This window comes from Saccharothrix variisporea (assembly GCF_003634995.1).
Classification (GTDB): domain Bacteria; phylum Actinomycetota; class Actinomycetes; order Mycobacteriales; family Pseudonocardiaceae; genus Actinosynnema; species Actinosynnema variisporeum.
The window spans coordinates 7,024,670-7,040,026 of the sequence record NZ_RBXR01000001.1; the positions used below are offsets into that span (position 1 = coordinate 7,024,670).

The window sequence follows — 15,357 nt, forward strand, 5'->3', positions numbered from 1 at the left end:
TCGGACCGGGGGGAGGGTTCATGGGCCGCAGCGCGAACCTGCCTCGCGGCCTGGTGGACCGGTTCCGCGCGCGAGGCGACGTCTGGCCGGACGACACCGGCTGCTCGATGTTGCACGTCGACATGGACGCCTTCTACGCGTCCGTGGAGATCCGCGACAACCCGGAGCTGGCCGGCAAGCCCGTGGTGGTCGGGGGCACGGCCAACCGCGGGGTCGTGTCGTCGGCGAACTACCTGGCGCGGGAGTACGGCGTGCGGTCCGCCATGCCCACGTCCCACGCCCGCAGGCTCGCGCCGCACGCGGTGTTCGTGATGCCCAACTTCGCGCGCTACCAGGAGGTGTCGCGCGGGGTCATGGCGATCTTCCGCGACATCACACCCCTGGTCGAGCCGCTGAGCCTGGACGAGGCGTTCCTCGACGTCAGCGGTGCCCTGAAACGCCTGAAAGCCACGCCGGCCGAGATCGGGGCGCTGATCCGGCGGCAGGTCGAGGAGACGCAGGGGGTCACCTGCTCGGTCGGGGTGGCGCCGACGAAGTTCCTGGCCAAGCTGGCGTCGGGGATGTGCAAGCCCGACGGGATGATGGTGGTGCCGCGCTCGGACGTGCTGGAGTTCCTGCACCCGCTGCCCGTGTCGGCGTTGTGGGGCGTCGGCAAGCGCACCGCCGAGCAGCTCGACCGGGTCGGGCTGGAGACGGTCGCCGACGTCGCCGCCACCCCGCTGCCCCGGCTGCGGCGCGTGCTGGGCGTGGCGTTGGCCGAGCACCTCCACGCGCTCGCGCAAGGCCTGGACGACCGGCCCGTGGTGCCGTCCACCAGGGAGAAGTCGATCGGGGCCGAAGAGACGTTCGAGGTCGACCACTGGGACCGGGAGCTGCTGCGGCGCGAGCTGCTGCGGTTGTCCGAGCGGTCGGCGGCCACGTTGCGGCAGCGGGGGCTGCGCGGGCGGACGGTGTCGATCAAGGTGCGGTTCGCCGACTTCACGACCATCACGCGGTCCAAGACGCTGCGGGTGCCCACCGACGTGACCCGCGAGGTGTACCAGACAGCCTCGACGCTGCTCGACGAGCAGGTGCCGCCCGGGGCCGTGCGGCTCATCGGCGTCCGCATCGAGCAGTTGGTCGAGGGCGACGACGGCGAACAGCTCATGTTCGACGCCCCGGAACGCGGCTGGCGCGACGCCGAACAGGCCGCCGACCAGGCACGAACACGCTTCGGCAAGGCCGCGGTCAGACCGGCGTCCCTGCTGTCCTCCGCCCCCGCGCAACCGAACCAGCCCGAACCCAAACCCGACCGCTGAGCGAGCCGTTCGGGTGGTCGTGCCGGACAACGGGGTCGATCATGGGCCACCCTGTCGGACGTGGACCGTTTCTGGGCGCTGCTCACCCCCGCCGAGCACGCGCTGCTGACCGCGTCCGGCACCGAGCGCGACTACGCCACCGGCGCCGTCGTGTGCCACGAGGGCGAGGTCACCCGGCACGTGCTGGTCGTGCTGCGCGGCCTGCTCCGGGTCACCGCCTCGACCGCCAACGGCGGCGAGAAGGTGCTGGCCGTGCGCGGCGCCGGGGACATCGTGGGGGAGCGGGCCGCGATCGACGGCCGACCCCGGTCCGCGACCGTCCGCGCCCTGGTGGACGTGCGGGCCCTGGTGCTGTCCGACACCGCCTTCGCCGACCTGTGCCAGCGGCACCCGCGCATCGCGTGGGCCGTGCTGACCGTCGTCGTGGCGCGGCAGCGGGACACCGACCGGCAGCGCGTCCAGTTCAGCGGCACCGCCACCCAACGCGTCGCCGCCGTGCTCATCGACGTCGCGCTGCGCCGGGGGATCGCCGACCAGGGCGAGGTGTCGCTCAGCCAGGAGGAGTTGGCGGGCATCGCCGGGACATCGCGGGAATCGCTGGTGCGGGTGCTGCGGTCGCTGCGCGAACAGGGCATCATCAGGACGGGCCGGCGGAAGATCGACATACTCCGCGTGAGCCGTCTCTACGATTTGACCACGTGATTTCGCGTTGTGCGTCATCTGACGCAGAACCGGTCCGTCATTCCCCTTACAAATGAGCCATGACGAGCTGAAGGGGGAGAGATGAACCGCAACGAGGAACCCGCCCGGTCGCGCCGCCGCTTCACCGAACGCCTCGCGTGCACCCTGGTCTTCACCGCCGTCCAGCTGTGGGCGGCCGCCGTGATCGTCACCCAGCTGGACGCGAACGGCCTGGTCGCGCCGGCCGTGGCCCTGGTCCTGTCGGGTGCGCTGGTCGCCGTGTACGACGCCTGGCAGTCCGTGCGGACCGGTCGGAAGACGCTGGACGAGGGGATCCGGGAGGACTTGGTCCGGCTCTGAGGAGAACCACACGACGACCGGCGAGGGGCGGTCGTCGTGTACCAGAGGCCTTCTGCGGGCGGTCGGGCCCGCAGAAGGCCTCTCCGCATTCCTGCGGACTTCTCTTTGTCTACAGCCTTGGTTTTGTCCACAGCCCGGAAGTTGTCCACAATCCCCAACTTCGTCCTGGTCCCCTCCGCTTTCGACGCCCATCGTTGACCCATGCACACCAAAACCCGAACCACGATCACCGTCGACGCCCTGGCCACGCTGTTCCCCCACCAGGTCACGACCGCGGCCGACCTCATCTCCCTGGGCCTGGACCACGAGGAGCTGACCGACCGCTGCGAGAGGTCGGAGTGGCAACGCGTGCTCCCCGGAGTCCTACTGCTGAGCCGAAAACCCCCGACCCGACTACAACGGGTGCAGGCAGCCCTCCGCTACGGCGGCCCGGGCGCGCTCCTCACCGGCTTGGACGCCCTGCACCTGCACGGCCTGCGCACAGTGCCCGCGACGGGCCCGATCTACATCCTCGCCGGCCGCCCGGTAGAACCCGCCGAGGGCATCAAGGCCCTACGCCCCCGAAGCCACATCGAGCCCGTCCTGCGCCGAGGCTTCCCGACCGCTCCCCTCATCAGGGCGGTCACCGACACAACCCGCTTCCAAACGGACCCGCACGCCCTGCGCGCGATCCTGACCGACGCCGTTCGCCGAGGCGGCATCCCACCCGCCGACCTCCTGCGCCTGCTGTCGAAACGCGGGGAGGAAACCAGGCGCATCCTGACCGACCTCGCCACCTCGCCCCCACCACCGGCCCTACCCCGCCCACGCGTCCCGTACCCACGACCCCACCGGCCGCCCACTCCTAATCCGACACTTCGGAGTCCCGAATAGCGACTACAGCGCGCAGCGGGTAAGGGGGTGCCGAGGTCGGGGTGTGGATGGTTGTGGATGTTCGGGACCTCACGAAGGTCTGACCGTTGACCCGTGAGGATGATGGTGACCGAACGAACCGCTTAGGGGCGCGGACTGGGTAGTCGCCAAGCCTCGCAAATCGTATCCTGGTTGTGACGCCCCCAGGGCGGGGCGTCCGCCGGGACCGGCGGCAACCGTGAACACCCGGCGCCCGCGACCGCTGTGCCGGAGGAGGAGCCATGCCACTCTCCGAGCACGAGCAGCGACTGCTCGACCAGATCGAGCGCGCGCTCTACGCCGAGGACCCGAAGTTCGCATCCACCGTGCGCGGCGCCAAGCTGCGCAAGCCGTCCCGACGGCGTCGCATCCAGGGCATCGCGCTGTTCGCCGTGGGTGTGGCCCTGCTGGTGACGGGTGTGATGTTGCCGAAGCTCGCTGGTATCCCGGTGGTGAGCGTGGTCGGCTTCTTGTTGATGTTCTTCGGCGTGCTGCTCACCGTGACGACACTGCGTCGTGGTGACCAGGGTGCCGACGAACCCAACGAAGAGGGAAGCCGCCCGAGCCGCAGCTCGTTCTCCCAAAAGATGGAAGAACGCTTCCGTCGCCGCCTGGAGGACGAGTAACCCAGTACCCCCAGCACCCCACGGCCCGCCCTCCCCAGAGGGCGGGCCGTGCGGCATGCCCACCCGCCCGCACCCACACCCCCTAACCCACCCCACCCGAACATCACCCGATCGAGCGACATACAGGATCCGCGACCAAACCCCACCTCACGCGTCCCGTAAACAAGGAGCGCGGGACAACGGCAGGCAACACCCCCCAAGGCCAGCCCCTCCCACCAGCCCCAACGACTACCAGCCCCAACGACCACCAGCCCCAACGACCACCCGCCCAGCCGCCGCCCAGCCCCAGCCGCCGGCCCCACGCAACCGGCTCAGGCCACCTCGCCGCCGGCCCCACGCCACCTCGCCGCCGGCCCCCGCAACCGGCCGCACGCTTCGCCGCCGCCAGCCGCCAGCCGCCAGCCTCCCGCCACCTGCCACCTGCCACCTGCCAGGCCAGCCTCGCTGCGAGCCCGCCCCACCGCAGGCCTGATGCCAGCCGCTGCCTGCCTGCCGCAGCGCCGGCAGACCCGGCGGGTCCCGTGGCCGGCCGGGCGCCTTCCCCCGCCGCCACTCCAGCGCCTTCCCCGGCCAGCCTGGCGCCTTCCGCCGCCACTCGCGCCGCCCCGGCCGAGCGCCTTCGGGCCGCCGCCCGCGCCGCCTGTCGCGAACGTTCCGCAGCTCTGCCGCCCAGCCCGCCCCGCCTGCCGTAGTGCCGCCCGGCCCCGCGCCCGTCGCCTGGTTGCGCCTGCCGCCTGGCCGCGCCCGTCGCCTGGCCGCGCCCGTTGCCTGGCCGCGCCCGTTGCCTGGCCGCGCGTGCCGCTTGGTCGCGCGTGCTGCTCGGCCGACCCGCCAGGTGCCGCCCCCAGGGTCGCGATGAGCCGCCGCTGATCAGGCCGGCTTGCACCCGCCGCACCCGCCGCCGAGTCCGCTGCCCCCGCGGCTCGAGCCCGCTGCGCCCGCGGCTCGAGCCCGCAGCCCTCGCTGCTCGCTTGCGCTGCCGCTTCGGCCGCGCCGTTGCGCGCGTGCACGACAACGGCCGGCTAGCGTGGCGGGGTGGGGTTAGTCGTCGGGGTCGGTGGGGGTGGTGGGGTTCAGGACTGAGCGGGGGAGGACTTTGGCTTTCAGGGCCAACGGGGCGTTTCTGGTCAGGCTTCGGCGGACCTCGTCCACGGCGCCAGGCAGGGCTGGGTCGGCTGCCGCGTTGGTGCTGTACCACGAGCGTTCCACCGCCCCGACCACCGCGCGCAGGCCGTCCCGTCCCTGTTCGTCCAGGTTGTGCGCCTTGGCCATGCGGCGGGCTGCTACTCGGACGGTTTCCGTCGCCGGGACTCGGGTGCCTCGGTCCACCGATTCCGCGATCAACTCCTGCCACGCGGCGCCGGCGGCGTCGGGGCCCAGGCCGGCTACCGTGCGCAAGCGGTTGCGGCGGCGCCATTCGCGGACGCCTGCCGGGGTGGCGATGAGCAGCCCCACCAGCAGTGGCACGGCGATCCACCACGACACCAAGGCGACCAACAGCGTGCCCAGCACGATCCACGCCGCCACCGCGAGGGTGGTCAACAAGGGGCGTAGCCACGGTATCCCCACCGCCCACGCCGGGCCGCCACCGCCGGCTGCGGGAGCACTGGTGGCAGCGGGGCGGCGGCGGGTCGCGAAGAACAAGAAGAGGGTCAGCAGTGCGCCCAATGCGGCGGCGGTGATGAGGGTGGCCGTGTGCCACGTCGGGGTGGGGGTCTCCTGCGTGCCGTCCGCGTTCCCGGCCTGGTCGCCGGGGGCGGCCGACGTCGTGGACGACGACGTGGACGTCGTCGGGGTCGTGGTCGTCGTCGTGACGGCGGTGGGGTTGTCCTCCTCGTCGTCCGCCTCGCGGCCGGCGATGTACGGGGGGACGACGCCGCGGCCGTCCGACAACGGCGTGGGGTCGAAGACCGTCCAGCCGTAGCCGGGGAAGTAGATCTCCACCCACGCGTGCGCGTCCTGCGTGGTGATGGTCTGGGCGTCGCCCACCGGGAAGCCCGCCGTGAAGCCCAGGGCCACCCGGGACGGCAGGCCGACCGACCTCGCCATGATCGCCATCGCCGACGCGTACTGCTCGCAGAACCCGCGTTTGCCCGTCATCACGAAGTCGCGCAGGGCGTCGCTCGTCTGCGCCCCACCGGTGTCGGTGGTGTAGGTGAAGCCCTGCGTGCCGTCGGTGAAGTAGCTGTACAGCGCGGTGGCCTTGTCGAACGCGTTGTTCTGGTCGCGGGTGATCTCGCGGGCCAGGTTCGCCACCTCGGGGCTCACCCCGCGCGCGTCCAGGTACACGTCCTCGACGTCCGCCGCCCCGTTCGCCCGGCGCAGCGCGTCGCCCGAGGGCGTCTTGAGCACCGTCTGCACCTTGTACGCCCCGGCCTTGCGCTGCCGGACGCTGTAGACCATCCCGCGCACGGGGTCGTACCGCCAGTTGTCCTCGACGTCCTGGATCCGCCGGGGCCGCCCGTACACCGGCAGCCAGTTGTCCAGCCAGTTCACCGGCTCGATGGTCACCGTGGTGACTTCGCCGTCACCGGGGTCGCCCGGCTGCTGCGGCAGGTCGCCGTTCGCGGGCACGCCGGTGGACAGGTCGCCGCCCAGCCGCCACCCCTGGTCGGGCACGTACTCGCGCAACGTCATCGCCCGCAGGTACGCCGCCTCCGGCAACCCGCGCACCCGGAACATCTCCCGCGTCGCGCCCTGGTTGAGCATGCCGCGCAGCTCGGTCATCGGGTCGATGCCCAGGCCGTTGGCGCCGCCCCCGACCTCGTCGCCGCCGGGCAGCCGCCCGACCGTCCCGACCAGCGTGAAGCTCGCACCCGCCAGCATCGCGACCACCACGGCCGCACCCGCGACCGCCGTCGCCGCCGGACCCGAGCTCGACCCGCCGGCACCCGGCCGCCGACCGCGCCACGCGTCGTGCCGGTGCTGCCCGTCCACCGCCAGCAGCAGCGCGAACGCCCCGGCGCCGAACACGAACGTCCACACCGGCAGCATCTCGTCGGCCAGCGACGCCGGCACCGCGAACACGCACAGCAGCACCAGACCGGACGCGGCGGGTGCCGCCGCGCCCACGGCCAGCAGGTCCACCAGCACCGCGACCAGGCCGATGGCCAACATCACCAGGCACCGGATCGACTCGCTGTCGGGCACCGGCGGCACACCGGTCTGCACCTCGGTGAACGCGTCGCCGAGCACGGTCATCAGGTCGCCCAGCGACTCCGGGCCGGGCAGCACCACCAGGACGCCGCTGCGCGTGAAGATCGTCACCAGCAGCGACAGCAGCGCCAGCACCTGCACCAGCGCGATCAGCGGGTTGGGCAGCCGGGTCTGCCGCAGCAGCACCCCGACGCCGACCACGACGGTGATCGCCACAGCCAGGTTCACCAGCCACAACACGCCCGCGACGACGCTGGACAACGCGGTCGCGGCGCACAGCGTGGCCAGGCCCGCGACGACCGGCGTCGCGCTCACCACCCAGCCGCGGGTCGCGGTCCCGCCGCTCACCCGGCCACCACCCAGCCGCCGCGCCCGCCGGTCGCGCCGCTCACCTGGCTGCCGCGCGCGGAGGTCCGGCCGCTCACTCGGCCGCCACGCGCGGCGGTCCGGCCGCTCACCTGGCTGCCACGCCCGGCAGCCTGGCCGCTCACCCGGCCGCCACGCCCGGCGGTCTGGCCGCTGTGCACGGCGGGTGCGTCGTTCGCCTGACCGCCATCCAGCCGTCGTGCGGCCGTAGCGCTGGTCACCTGCTCATCCCCCAGTCGCCGCGGGTCACTCAACCCACCTCCGTGCGCACCACCGGGCCGCGGTTGCCCGCGCTGTGGCACAGTTCCTGCCAGACCTGGCCCATCGGCGTCGACGGCCGGGCGACGACCGCGCCCCAGCCGGCCGCCGTGAGCAGGCCGCGTGCTTCCTCCGGGCCGGGCGCGGGGTCTTCGCCGGCCGTTGCCCACGCCCCGACATCCATCACCACGGCCAGGCTCCGCATGCCGCGCGGTCGGTTGCGCACGAGTGCGTCGACCACTGCGGGCGTGCTGCCGCCGAGGATGGCGATGACCTCCTGGCCCGCGCCCGGGTCCAACCCGACGGCGGGCTCGCGGCGGTGCGAGGGCTGCAGGGCGGCCAGCGCGTCCAGGACCACGGCGTCGCTGTGCCCGCCGTCGCCCGACCCGCCCGCCAGCACCCGGCCGTCGTCGCCGACCAGCCGCACCTGGTGCCCGAACCGGTGCAGGTGCAGGCACACGGACGCCGCGAACGACACCGCCCACTCCAGCGACGAGTTCGGCCCGGTGCCGCGGTGCGCGGTCAGCCGGTGGTCCAGCAGCACCGTCGTGCCGCCGCGCCACGGTCGTTCCTCGACGCGGACCATCAGCTCGTCGCGCCGCGCGGTGGACCGCCAGTGGACCTTGCGCAGGTCGTCGCCGTGCCGGTACTGCCGCACCACGGCGTCGTCCTCGCCCTGCCCGGCGCGCAGCCGGATCGAGCCGTCGTCGCCCGCGCCCATGCCGGACCCGCTGGGCAGCCCGTTCAGGCCGACCACGCGCGGCACCACGACCAGCCTGGACCGGCCCGCCAGCTCGCGGTCGAACTCGGCCAGCCCGAACGGGTCGGTGATCCGCGCCATCAGCGGGCCTACCTGCTGGATGCCGCGCATCACCGGCTTGAGCGGGTAGCGCAGGGCGGTCACGGTGTTGCGGGGCAGCCGCTCGACGACGAACCGGGGCCGCGCGCCCAGCGCGTACGGCACGTTGTCCTCCAGCAGCAGGCCGCCGGTGGGCAGCCGCCCGGCCGAGCGCAGCTCGACCTTCACCTCGGTCGCCGCGCCCACCTGGACCCGGCTGGGGAACAGGAACCGGGACGCGTGCAGGCCCACCCGCGCCCGCTGCGCCAGCCACGCGGCCAGCACCGGCAGGGCCACCACGAACGCGGCGACCCGCAGCAGGTCCCGCTCGTTGAGCACGACCGCGCACAGGCCCGCCGCGAACCCGGCGGCGAGGAGGCAGCGGCCCCGGGTGGTCAGCCCGGACAGGGCTCCGCGCATGTCAGCGGTGGTGGCCGTCGCCGTGGCCCGGGACCGGGTGGCCGCCGGGGTGGCGCTGCACGTTCTGCAGGAACTGGCCGGACGGGTCCAGCGCCGCCTGCGGCACCGGCACCCGCTGCAGCAGGTTGCGCACCAGGTCCGCCGCCGACCTGCGCGCCGCCTGCGCCTCCGCGGTGAGCACCAGCCGGTGCGCCAGCACGGGCACGGCCACCGCGTGGATGTCGTCGGGCACCACGAAGTCGCGCCCGGCCAGCGCCGCCTGCGCCCGCGCCGCGCGGACCAGCTGCAACGTCGAGCGCGGGGAGGCGCCCAGTCTCAGCTCCGGCAGCCGCCGGGTGGCCGAGACGAGCTCCACCGCGTACCGCCGCACCTCGGGCGACAGGTGCACCCGGCGCACCGCGTGCACCAGCTTGAGCACGGTGTCCGCGTCCGAGACCGGGCGCAGGTCGGCCAGCGGGTCGTTGCCCGCGTGCTCGTCCACCATCGCCAGCTCGGCCTGCGGGTCCGGGTAGCCGATCGACACGCGCGCGGTGAACCGGTCGCGCTGCGCCTCGGGCAGGGCGTAGGTGCCCTCCATCTCGATCGGGTTCTGCGTGGCGATCACCATGAACGGCGAGCTGAGCGGGTAGGTGTTCCCGTCCACCGTCACCTGGTGCTCTTCCATGCACTCCAGCAGCGCCGACTGGGTCTTCGGCGAGGCCCGGTTGATCTCGTCGCCGACCACGATGTTGGCGAACACCGGGCCGGGCCGGAACACGAAGTCGTTGTCCTGCCGGTTGTAGATCGACACACCGGTGATGTCGCTGGGCAGCAGGTCCGGGGTGAACTGGATGCGGCTCACCGAACAGTCGATGGACCGCGCCAGGGCCTTGGCCAGCGACGTCTTGCCGACGCCGGGCACGTCCTCCACCAGCAGGTGTCCCTCGGCGAGCAGCGTCACGATGGCGATCCGGACCACGTCCGGCTTGCCCACGATGACCTTCTCGACGTTCGCCGCGATGCGCCCCACCACGGCGTGCAGTTCGGCGAGCACCTCGTCGGGCCGGCTGTGCACGGGGGCCGTGTTGTTCACGTGATTGAGCCCACCGCCCCCGAAGGAGTGTTCGGGCAGCGCGGCTGGCTGGGTACTCGGAGTCACTCGACCTCCCGAAGACCACCGCGACCGGTTCGCGGAGGCGGTGAGCGTTTCACGCAGTGTGTCAAACCGGGGCGAAGCGCCCCACACCGATTGAACATTCTCGTGGCGCTGGTTTCCACGGCCGGCTCCACCCACCGGTTCACCCGGTTCCACCACGATTCCCCACCACCCGTCGGGCTGAACCCGATTTGCCCGATTTCGTTGGCCCGTTCGGGTGGGATTTGAAGTCGATCACGGCCCTCGCGGGCGTGCGGGCGCTGCGCTTCCCCCACCGCCCCCCACGCTCGTCATCTCCGCTCTACCTGCGTAAACGTTCCCCATCCGGGTGGCTGACCACCCGTTTCAGCGTTGACTGTGGTGAAAAGTGGGGTACTGTGGCGGCCGGTGGGGCAGACGGGGGCCCCACTGCCGGTCCGCAGTCCGGCGGCGGGAGGTGGGTTGCCGTGTTCCTGGGCACGCACCACCCGAGGCTGGACGACAAGGGCCGGCTGACGCTGCCTGCGAAGTTCCGGGACGCGCTAGCGGGGGGTCTCATGGTCACCAAGGGCCAGGACCACTGCCTCTACGTGTTCCCTCGGGCCGAGTTCGAGCAGATGGCGCGCAAGGTCGCGGAGGCGCCGTTCACCAACGAGGCGGTCCGCGCCTACCAGCGCTACCTGTTCGCCGGGACCGACGAGCAGCGGCCGGACGGCCAGGGCCGGGTGTCCATCGCACCGGAACTGCGCCGGTACGCGGGGTTGACCAAGGAGTGCGTGGTCATCGGCGCGGTCAACCGGCTGGAGATCTGGGACGCGCAGGCGTGGCAGCGCTACATGGACGAGCACGAGGACAGCTACGCCGAGGCTCGCGAGGAGGTGCTGCCGGGCGTCTTCTGACGGGCTCGGAGATGAAGCTCGCGAAGAGCTTCTGAGGGCGTGAACGCTTGAGGTTTCGGGTGCCGTGAGGCCTCGGTCCGCTCGGCTTTCGGCCCTGGCGCACCTTCCCCGGCGCCAGGTCCGACGGGCGGGCGGGGACCTGACGACACCCGAATTTCTTTGTCGGTGACTCTTTTCGGTAGGGGGGACGTGGGAGGGGACATGGGCGAGCGGGCGCGGCACGTGCCGGTGCTGCTCGACCGCGTCCTCGCTCTGCTGGCCCCCGCGCTGGCCGACCGGGACGCGGTGTTCGTGGACTGCACGCTCGGCCTGGGCGGGCACTCCGAGGCCGTGCTGCGGGCGCACCCGCGGGTGCGCCTGATCGGCCTCGACCGCGACCCGCAGGCGATCGAGCTCGCGCGCCGGCGCCTGGAGCCCTTCGCCGACCGGACGACGTTCGTGCAGACCACCTACGACCACATCGCCGAGGCGGTGGACGGCCCGGTGGACGGCATCCTGATGGACCTGGGCGTCTCGTCGTTGCAGCTGGACGCCGAGGAGCGCGGCTTCGCCTACTCCCGGGACGCACCCCTGGACATGCGGATGAGCGCCGGGACCGGCATGACCGCCGCCGACGTGCTCAACGAGTACTCGGTGGACGACCTGACCCGCATCCTGCGCGACTACGGCGAGGAGCGCTTCGCCCGCAAGATCGCCCAGGCGGTCGTGCGGGAACGGGCGCGCGAGCCGTTCACCAACTCCGGGCGGCTGGTCGAGCTGCTCTACGACGTGGTGCCCGCGGCGACCCGGCGCACCGGCGGCCACCCGGCGAAGCGGACGTTCCAGGCGCTGCGGATCGAGGTCAACGGCGAGCTGGAGTCGCTGCGCCAGGCCCTGCCCGCGGCGCTGTCGGTGCTCGCGGTGGGCGGTCGGATCGTCGTGGAGTCCTACCAGTCGCTGGAGGACCGCATGGTCAAGCGGGCCTTCGCCGAGCTGGCGGTGTCCACGACGCCGCCGGGCCTGCCGGTGGAGCTGCCCGGCCACGGCCCGCAGCTGAAGCTGGTGACCCGCGGCGCCGAGGTCGCGAACGAGCAGGAGATCGAGGACAACCCCAGGGCCGCGCCGGTGAGACTCCGGGCGGCGGAACGGATCCGGGAGGCGACATGACCGCACCAGCCCGGGCGAACGGCGTGCCGTCCACCCCCGGCACCCCCCGCGAGCGGGCCCTGCGCTCGGTGCCCGGCCGGTCCCGGTCGGCGGCGGCCGAGCGGGCCTACGCGCGCCGCGAGCAGCGGACCCGGTCGTCCCGCGGCACCGCCGTGACCCGGCAGCCGGTCGCCGCGCCCAAGGCCCCGTTCGTGGTGATGGTGATGGTCGTGCTCGGGGTGGGGATCGCCGCGATCATGTGGCTGTCCACCCAGGCGACGGCGGACTCGTACCGGCTCCAGGACGCGCGTGCGGAGGAGAAGCGCCTGGCGCGGCAGGTGGAGCAGCTGCGGCAGGAGGTGGCGCTCGCCGAGTCGCCGCGCCAGCTCGCGGAGGCCGCCGCGCGGTTGGGGCTGGTGCCCGTGGAGGACCCGGCTCGGCTGCGGCAGCTGCCGGACGGGACGGTCGAGGTCTACGGCAAGCCGTCCGAGGCCAAGGCCCCGACCCCGCCCCCGACCTCCACGCCGCCGACCTCCACGCCCCCGGCCCAGCCGGACCCGAACGCGCAGCAACCCCCGGCCGACCCCAACGCCCAGCAGCCGCCCGCGCAGACCGACCCCAACGCGCAGCAGCCGCCGCCGGCGCAGACCGACCCGAACGCCCAACAACCGCCCACGCAGCAGGTGCCCGGAGGTCAGTGATGCCAGGGCGGCCCACCAGGGGTAGGCCCACCAGGCGGCCGTTGTCGGTCCGCGCGCCCAAGCGGCGCCGGGGCGGCAACACCCGGGTCCGCATCGCCGTCGGCCGGCTGCTGCTGGTCGGCGCGCTCGTGCTGGCCGGGCTCAAGCTCGTGCAAGTGCAGGGCTTTCAGGCCGAGGCGCTGTCGCAGGAGGCGCAGAAGCAGCGCGCCACCAAGATCGACGTGCCCGCGGCCCGCGGCGCCATCACCGACCGCAACGGCAACCAGCTCGCGTTCAGCATCGAGGCCCGCCAGCTCTACGCCGTGCCGCAGCTGATCCGCGAGAAGTGGGCCAAGGCGCAGGAGGCCGACCCGAAGATCGGCTCCTACGAGGACTGGGCGCGCGGGGTCGCGAAGTTCATCCAGGACACGCTGGGCACCGAGGTCAACGGCCAGAAGACCGACGAGCAGACGATCTACGCGTTGCTCACCAAGGACACCACCTACGTCGAGCTGGCCGACAACGTCGACCCCGGCAAGGCCGCGGTGATCCGGGAGAAGTACGCCGACATCGGCTCGGAGTACCGCGCGGTGCGGGTGTACCCCAACGGCGAACTGGCGTCGAACATCATCGGCGCGGCGAACTGGCGCGAGGACCAGGACCCACCCGCGACGCACGGCGTCCTGGGCCTGGAGAACTCCCAGGACAACCTGCTCGCCGGCCGCAACGGCCAGCGGATCGTCGACACCATGCAGGGCAACGACGAGGTCGTCATCCCCGGCCCGGAACGCGCCCGCGAACTGGCCGCCGCCGTCCCCGGACGCAGCCTGGAACTGACCCTCGACGTCGACACGCAGTACGCGTTGCAGCGCATGGTCACGGACTACACGGCGAAGTCCGGCGCGAAGACCGGCTCGGCCGTGGTGCTCGACTCGCGCACCGGCGAGATCCTGGCGATGGCCAACGACAAGACCTTCGACCCCAACGACTTCGGCAAGGCCACCGAGGACCAGCTGCGCAACGCGGCCGTGTCGTCGGTGTTCGAACCGGGCTCGGTGAACAAGGTCGTCACGGCGGCCACCGCCATCGAGGACGGCATCTACCAGCCGGACAGCGTGCTGACGGTGGACTACTCGATCAAGATCGCCGACCGGATCATCAAGGACCACTGGAGCCACCCGACCATCGACATGACGTTCACGGGCGTCTTCGCGAAGTCCTCCAACGTCGGCACCCTCATGGCGGCCCAGAAGATCGGCGAGGACCGCTACGCCGACATGCTGCGGAAGTTCGGGCTGGGCAAGCGCACCCAGTCGGGTCTGCCCGGCGAGGAGTCGGGTTCCGTGCCGCCGCGCAACCAGTGGTCGGGGTCCACGTTCGGCAACCTGCCCATCGGCCAGGGCCTGAACATGACCCTGCTCCAGATGACCGGCATGTACCAGGCCATCGCCAACGACGGCGTCCGCATCCCGCCGCGCATCATCCGCGCGGAGGTCGACCAGTCCGGCGCCCGGAAGGAACTGGACCGTCCCGAACAGGTGCGGGTGGTGTCGCCGCAGACGGCGAAGACCGTGCGGGACATGTTCCGAGCCGTGATGCAGACCGAACCGGGCCAAACGGGCACCGGCGGACCGGCCGCTCTCGCGGGCTACCAGGTGTCGGGGAAGACCGGAACGGCTCAGCAGGTGGACCCGAAGTGCGGGTGCTACAGCTCGAGCTCGTACTGGATCACGTTCGCGGGCATCTTCCCGGCGGACAACCCGCGGTACGTGGTGGGGATCATGCTGGACGCGCCGACCGGGGGCGGGCAGTACAGCGGGACGGCGGCACCGTTGTTCCACGACATCGCCTCTTACCTGGCACAGCGTTATCAGGTGCCGATGTCGGCGGAACAAACCCCGGTCATGCAACTGATCCTGTGACACACGGACCCCGCTGTCACGCCCGCAGGGCGCCGCTTTTCGAAGGGCTGCCGCGGCAGACCTCTCTCTGGGCTTTTCCGTCATCCCCGTATGGCCTGCCCGAAGGGCTACCACATTTTCCAGGGGTTGCGGCCGAAATTTTTGTGAGGGACGAGCAAAAATTTTAGCGGCAACCCCTGGAAAATGTGGTAGGTTCCACCAGGCCGTACGGGGATGACGGAAAAGCCCCCGCCCTTTCTTTTTCGTCCATCCTTGGCGGCCTGCCCGCCGGCGAGGCTCTTTCAATCTTTGAGCTGGAACGCTTCGCTCTCAAGCCACGCTTCGCGGGTCCTACCAGGGCGCGCTCCGCTCTCCGCAAGCTCGAACGCGCTTCGCGCTCTTGAAAGATCAAAAGCAGACGCTCGCCGCTGGGCAGGCCCCCGGGGGTGGAAGGGCGTCGGTTTCTTTCCCCGTACGGCCTGCCGGAGGCAACCACACTTGGCCCGTTTGAGCAACCGGAAAAGCTGGTTGCTCAAACGGACCAAGTGTGGTTGGGCTGCGCCCAGGCCGTACGGGGAAAGAAACCGAGGCCCTTCCTGTGGGCTGTGCAGCTCGGGCTCGCGCCTGCGGCGCGGAAAGCGTGCCTGCGGCGGGAAAGCGCGCCTTTGGCGGGAAAGCGCGCCTTCGGCGGGAAAGCGCTCCGCCCTTCGGGCGTGGAAGCGGCGCGGCCGGTGGGTGGTGGGT

General features: G+C 72.1%; 13 protein-coding genes. 9 read left to right on the top strand and 4 right to left on the bottom strand.

Going from position 1 to position 15,357, the window contains the following annotated elements:
• The first annotated feature begins 20 nt into the window (after positions 1-20).
• The 5 genes from DFJ66_RS32125 (at position 21) to DFJ66_RS32145 (ending at position 3,856) form a co-directional block, all read left to right on the top strand.
• A complete protein-coding gene (locus DFJ66_RS32125) occupies positions 21-1,298 on the top strand; it encodes a DNA polymerase IV (RefSeq protein ID WP_121226775.1) in 1,278 nt (425 codons plus the stop codon).
• Between the two features lie 60 nt (positions 1,299-1,358).
• Positions 1,359-2,000 carry a Crp/Fnr family transcriptional regulator gene (locus tag DFJ66_RS32130; RefSeq protein ID WP_121226777.1) on the top strand — a complete coding sequence of 214 codons (642 nt, stop codon included), beginning with the start codon at positions 1,359-1,361 and terminating at the stop codon, positions 1,998-2,000.
• A gap of 81 nt (positions 2,001-2,081) precedes the next feature.
• Positions 2,082-2,339, top strand: a complete 258-nt coding sequence (locus tag DFJ66_RS32135) for a hypothetical protein (RefSeq protein ID WP_121226779.1) — start codon at positions 2,082-2,084, stop codon at positions 2,337-2,339.
• 201 nt (positions 2,340-2,540) lie between these two features.
• Entirely contained in the window at positions 2,541-3,212 is a 672-nt protein-coding gene (locus DFJ66_RS32140) for a hypothetical protein (RefSeq protein ID WP_121226781.1), read from the top strand.
• 260 nt (positions 3,213-3,472) lie between these two features.
• Positions 3,473-3,856: a DUF3040 domain-containing protein gene (locus tag DFJ66_RS32145; protein WP_121226783.1), complete on the top strand. Its 384-nt coding sequence runs from the start codon at positions 3,473-3,475 to the stop codon at positions 3,854-3,856.
• Between the two features lie 1,041 nt (positions 3,857-4,897).
• Here DFJ66_RS32145 and DFJ66_RS32150 read toward each other — a convergent pair.
• The 4 genes from DFJ66_RS32150 to DFJ66_RS32160 are packed head-to-tail and all read right to left on the bottom strand — an operon-like array spanning position 4,898 to position 9,966.
• Positions 4,898-7,360 (bottom strand): transglutaminase TgpA family protein, encoded by a 2,463-nt coding sequence (locus DFJ66_RS32150; protein ID WP_121226785.1) that lies wholly within the window; start codon positions 7,358-7,360, stop codon positions 4,898-4,900.
• Positions 7,357-7,599 (bottom strand): hypothetical protein, encoded by a 243-nt coding sequence (locus DFJ66_RS42280; RefSeq protein ID WP_147459413.1) that lies wholly within the window; start codon positions 7,597-7,599, stop codon positions 7,357-7,359. Before DFJ66_RS42280 ends, DFJ66_RS32150 begins: the two co-directional genes overlap by 4 nt.
• A 29-nt stretch (positions 7,600-7,628) precedes the next feature.
• Positions 7,629-8,894, bottom strand: a complete 1,266-nt coding sequence (locus DFJ66_RS32155) for a DUF58 domain-containing protein (protein ID WP_121226787.1) — start codon at positions 8,892-8,894, stop codon at positions 7,629-7,631.
• Between the two features lies 1 nt (position 8,895).
• Positions 8,896-9,966: an AAA family ATPase gene (locus DFJ66_RS32160; RefSeq protein WP_397556343.1), complete on the bottom strand. Its 1,071-nt coding sequence runs from the start codon at positions 9,964-9,966 to the stop codon at positions 8,896-8,898.
• A gap of 509 nt (positions 9,967-10,475) precedes the next feature.
• Between DFJ66_RS32160 and mraZ the strand changes: the two genes are divergently transcribed.
• From mraZ to DFJ66_RS32180, 4 genes are all read left to right on the top strand, one after another.
• Positions 10,476-10,907 carry a division/cell wall cluster transcriptional repressor MraZ gene (mraZ, locus tag DFJ66_RS32165; protein WP_121226791.1) on the top strand — a complete coding sequence of 144 codons (432 nt, stop codon included), beginning with the start codon at positions 10,476-10,478 and terminating at the stop codon, positions 10,905-10,907.
• Between the two features lie 201 nt (positions 10,908-11,108).
• Positions 11,109-12,053: a 16S rRNA (cytosine(1402)-N(4))-methyltransferase RsmH gene (rsmH, locus tag DFJ66_RS32170; protein WP_121226793.1), complete on the top strand. Its 945-nt coding sequence runs from the start codon at positions 11,109-11,111 to the stop codon at positions 12,051-12,053.
• Positions 12,050-12,733 (top strand): cell division protein FtsL, encoded by a 684-nt coding sequence (gene ftsL, locus DFJ66_RS32175; protein ID WP_246030314.1) that lies wholly within the window; start codon positions 12,050-12,052, stop codon positions 12,731-12,733. Before rsmH ends, ftsL begins: the two co-directional genes overlap by 4 nt.
• Positions 12,733-14,634, top strand: a complete 1,902-nt coding sequence (locus DFJ66_RS32180; RefSeq protein WP_121226796.1) for a peptidoglycan D,D-transpeptidase FtsI family protein — start codon at positions 12,733-12,735, stop codon at positions 14,632-14,634. The genes ftsL and DFJ66_RS32180 overlap by 1 nt, the downstream gene beginning before the upstream one ends.
• The last annotated feature ends 723 nt before the right edge of the window (positions 14,635-15,357 follow it).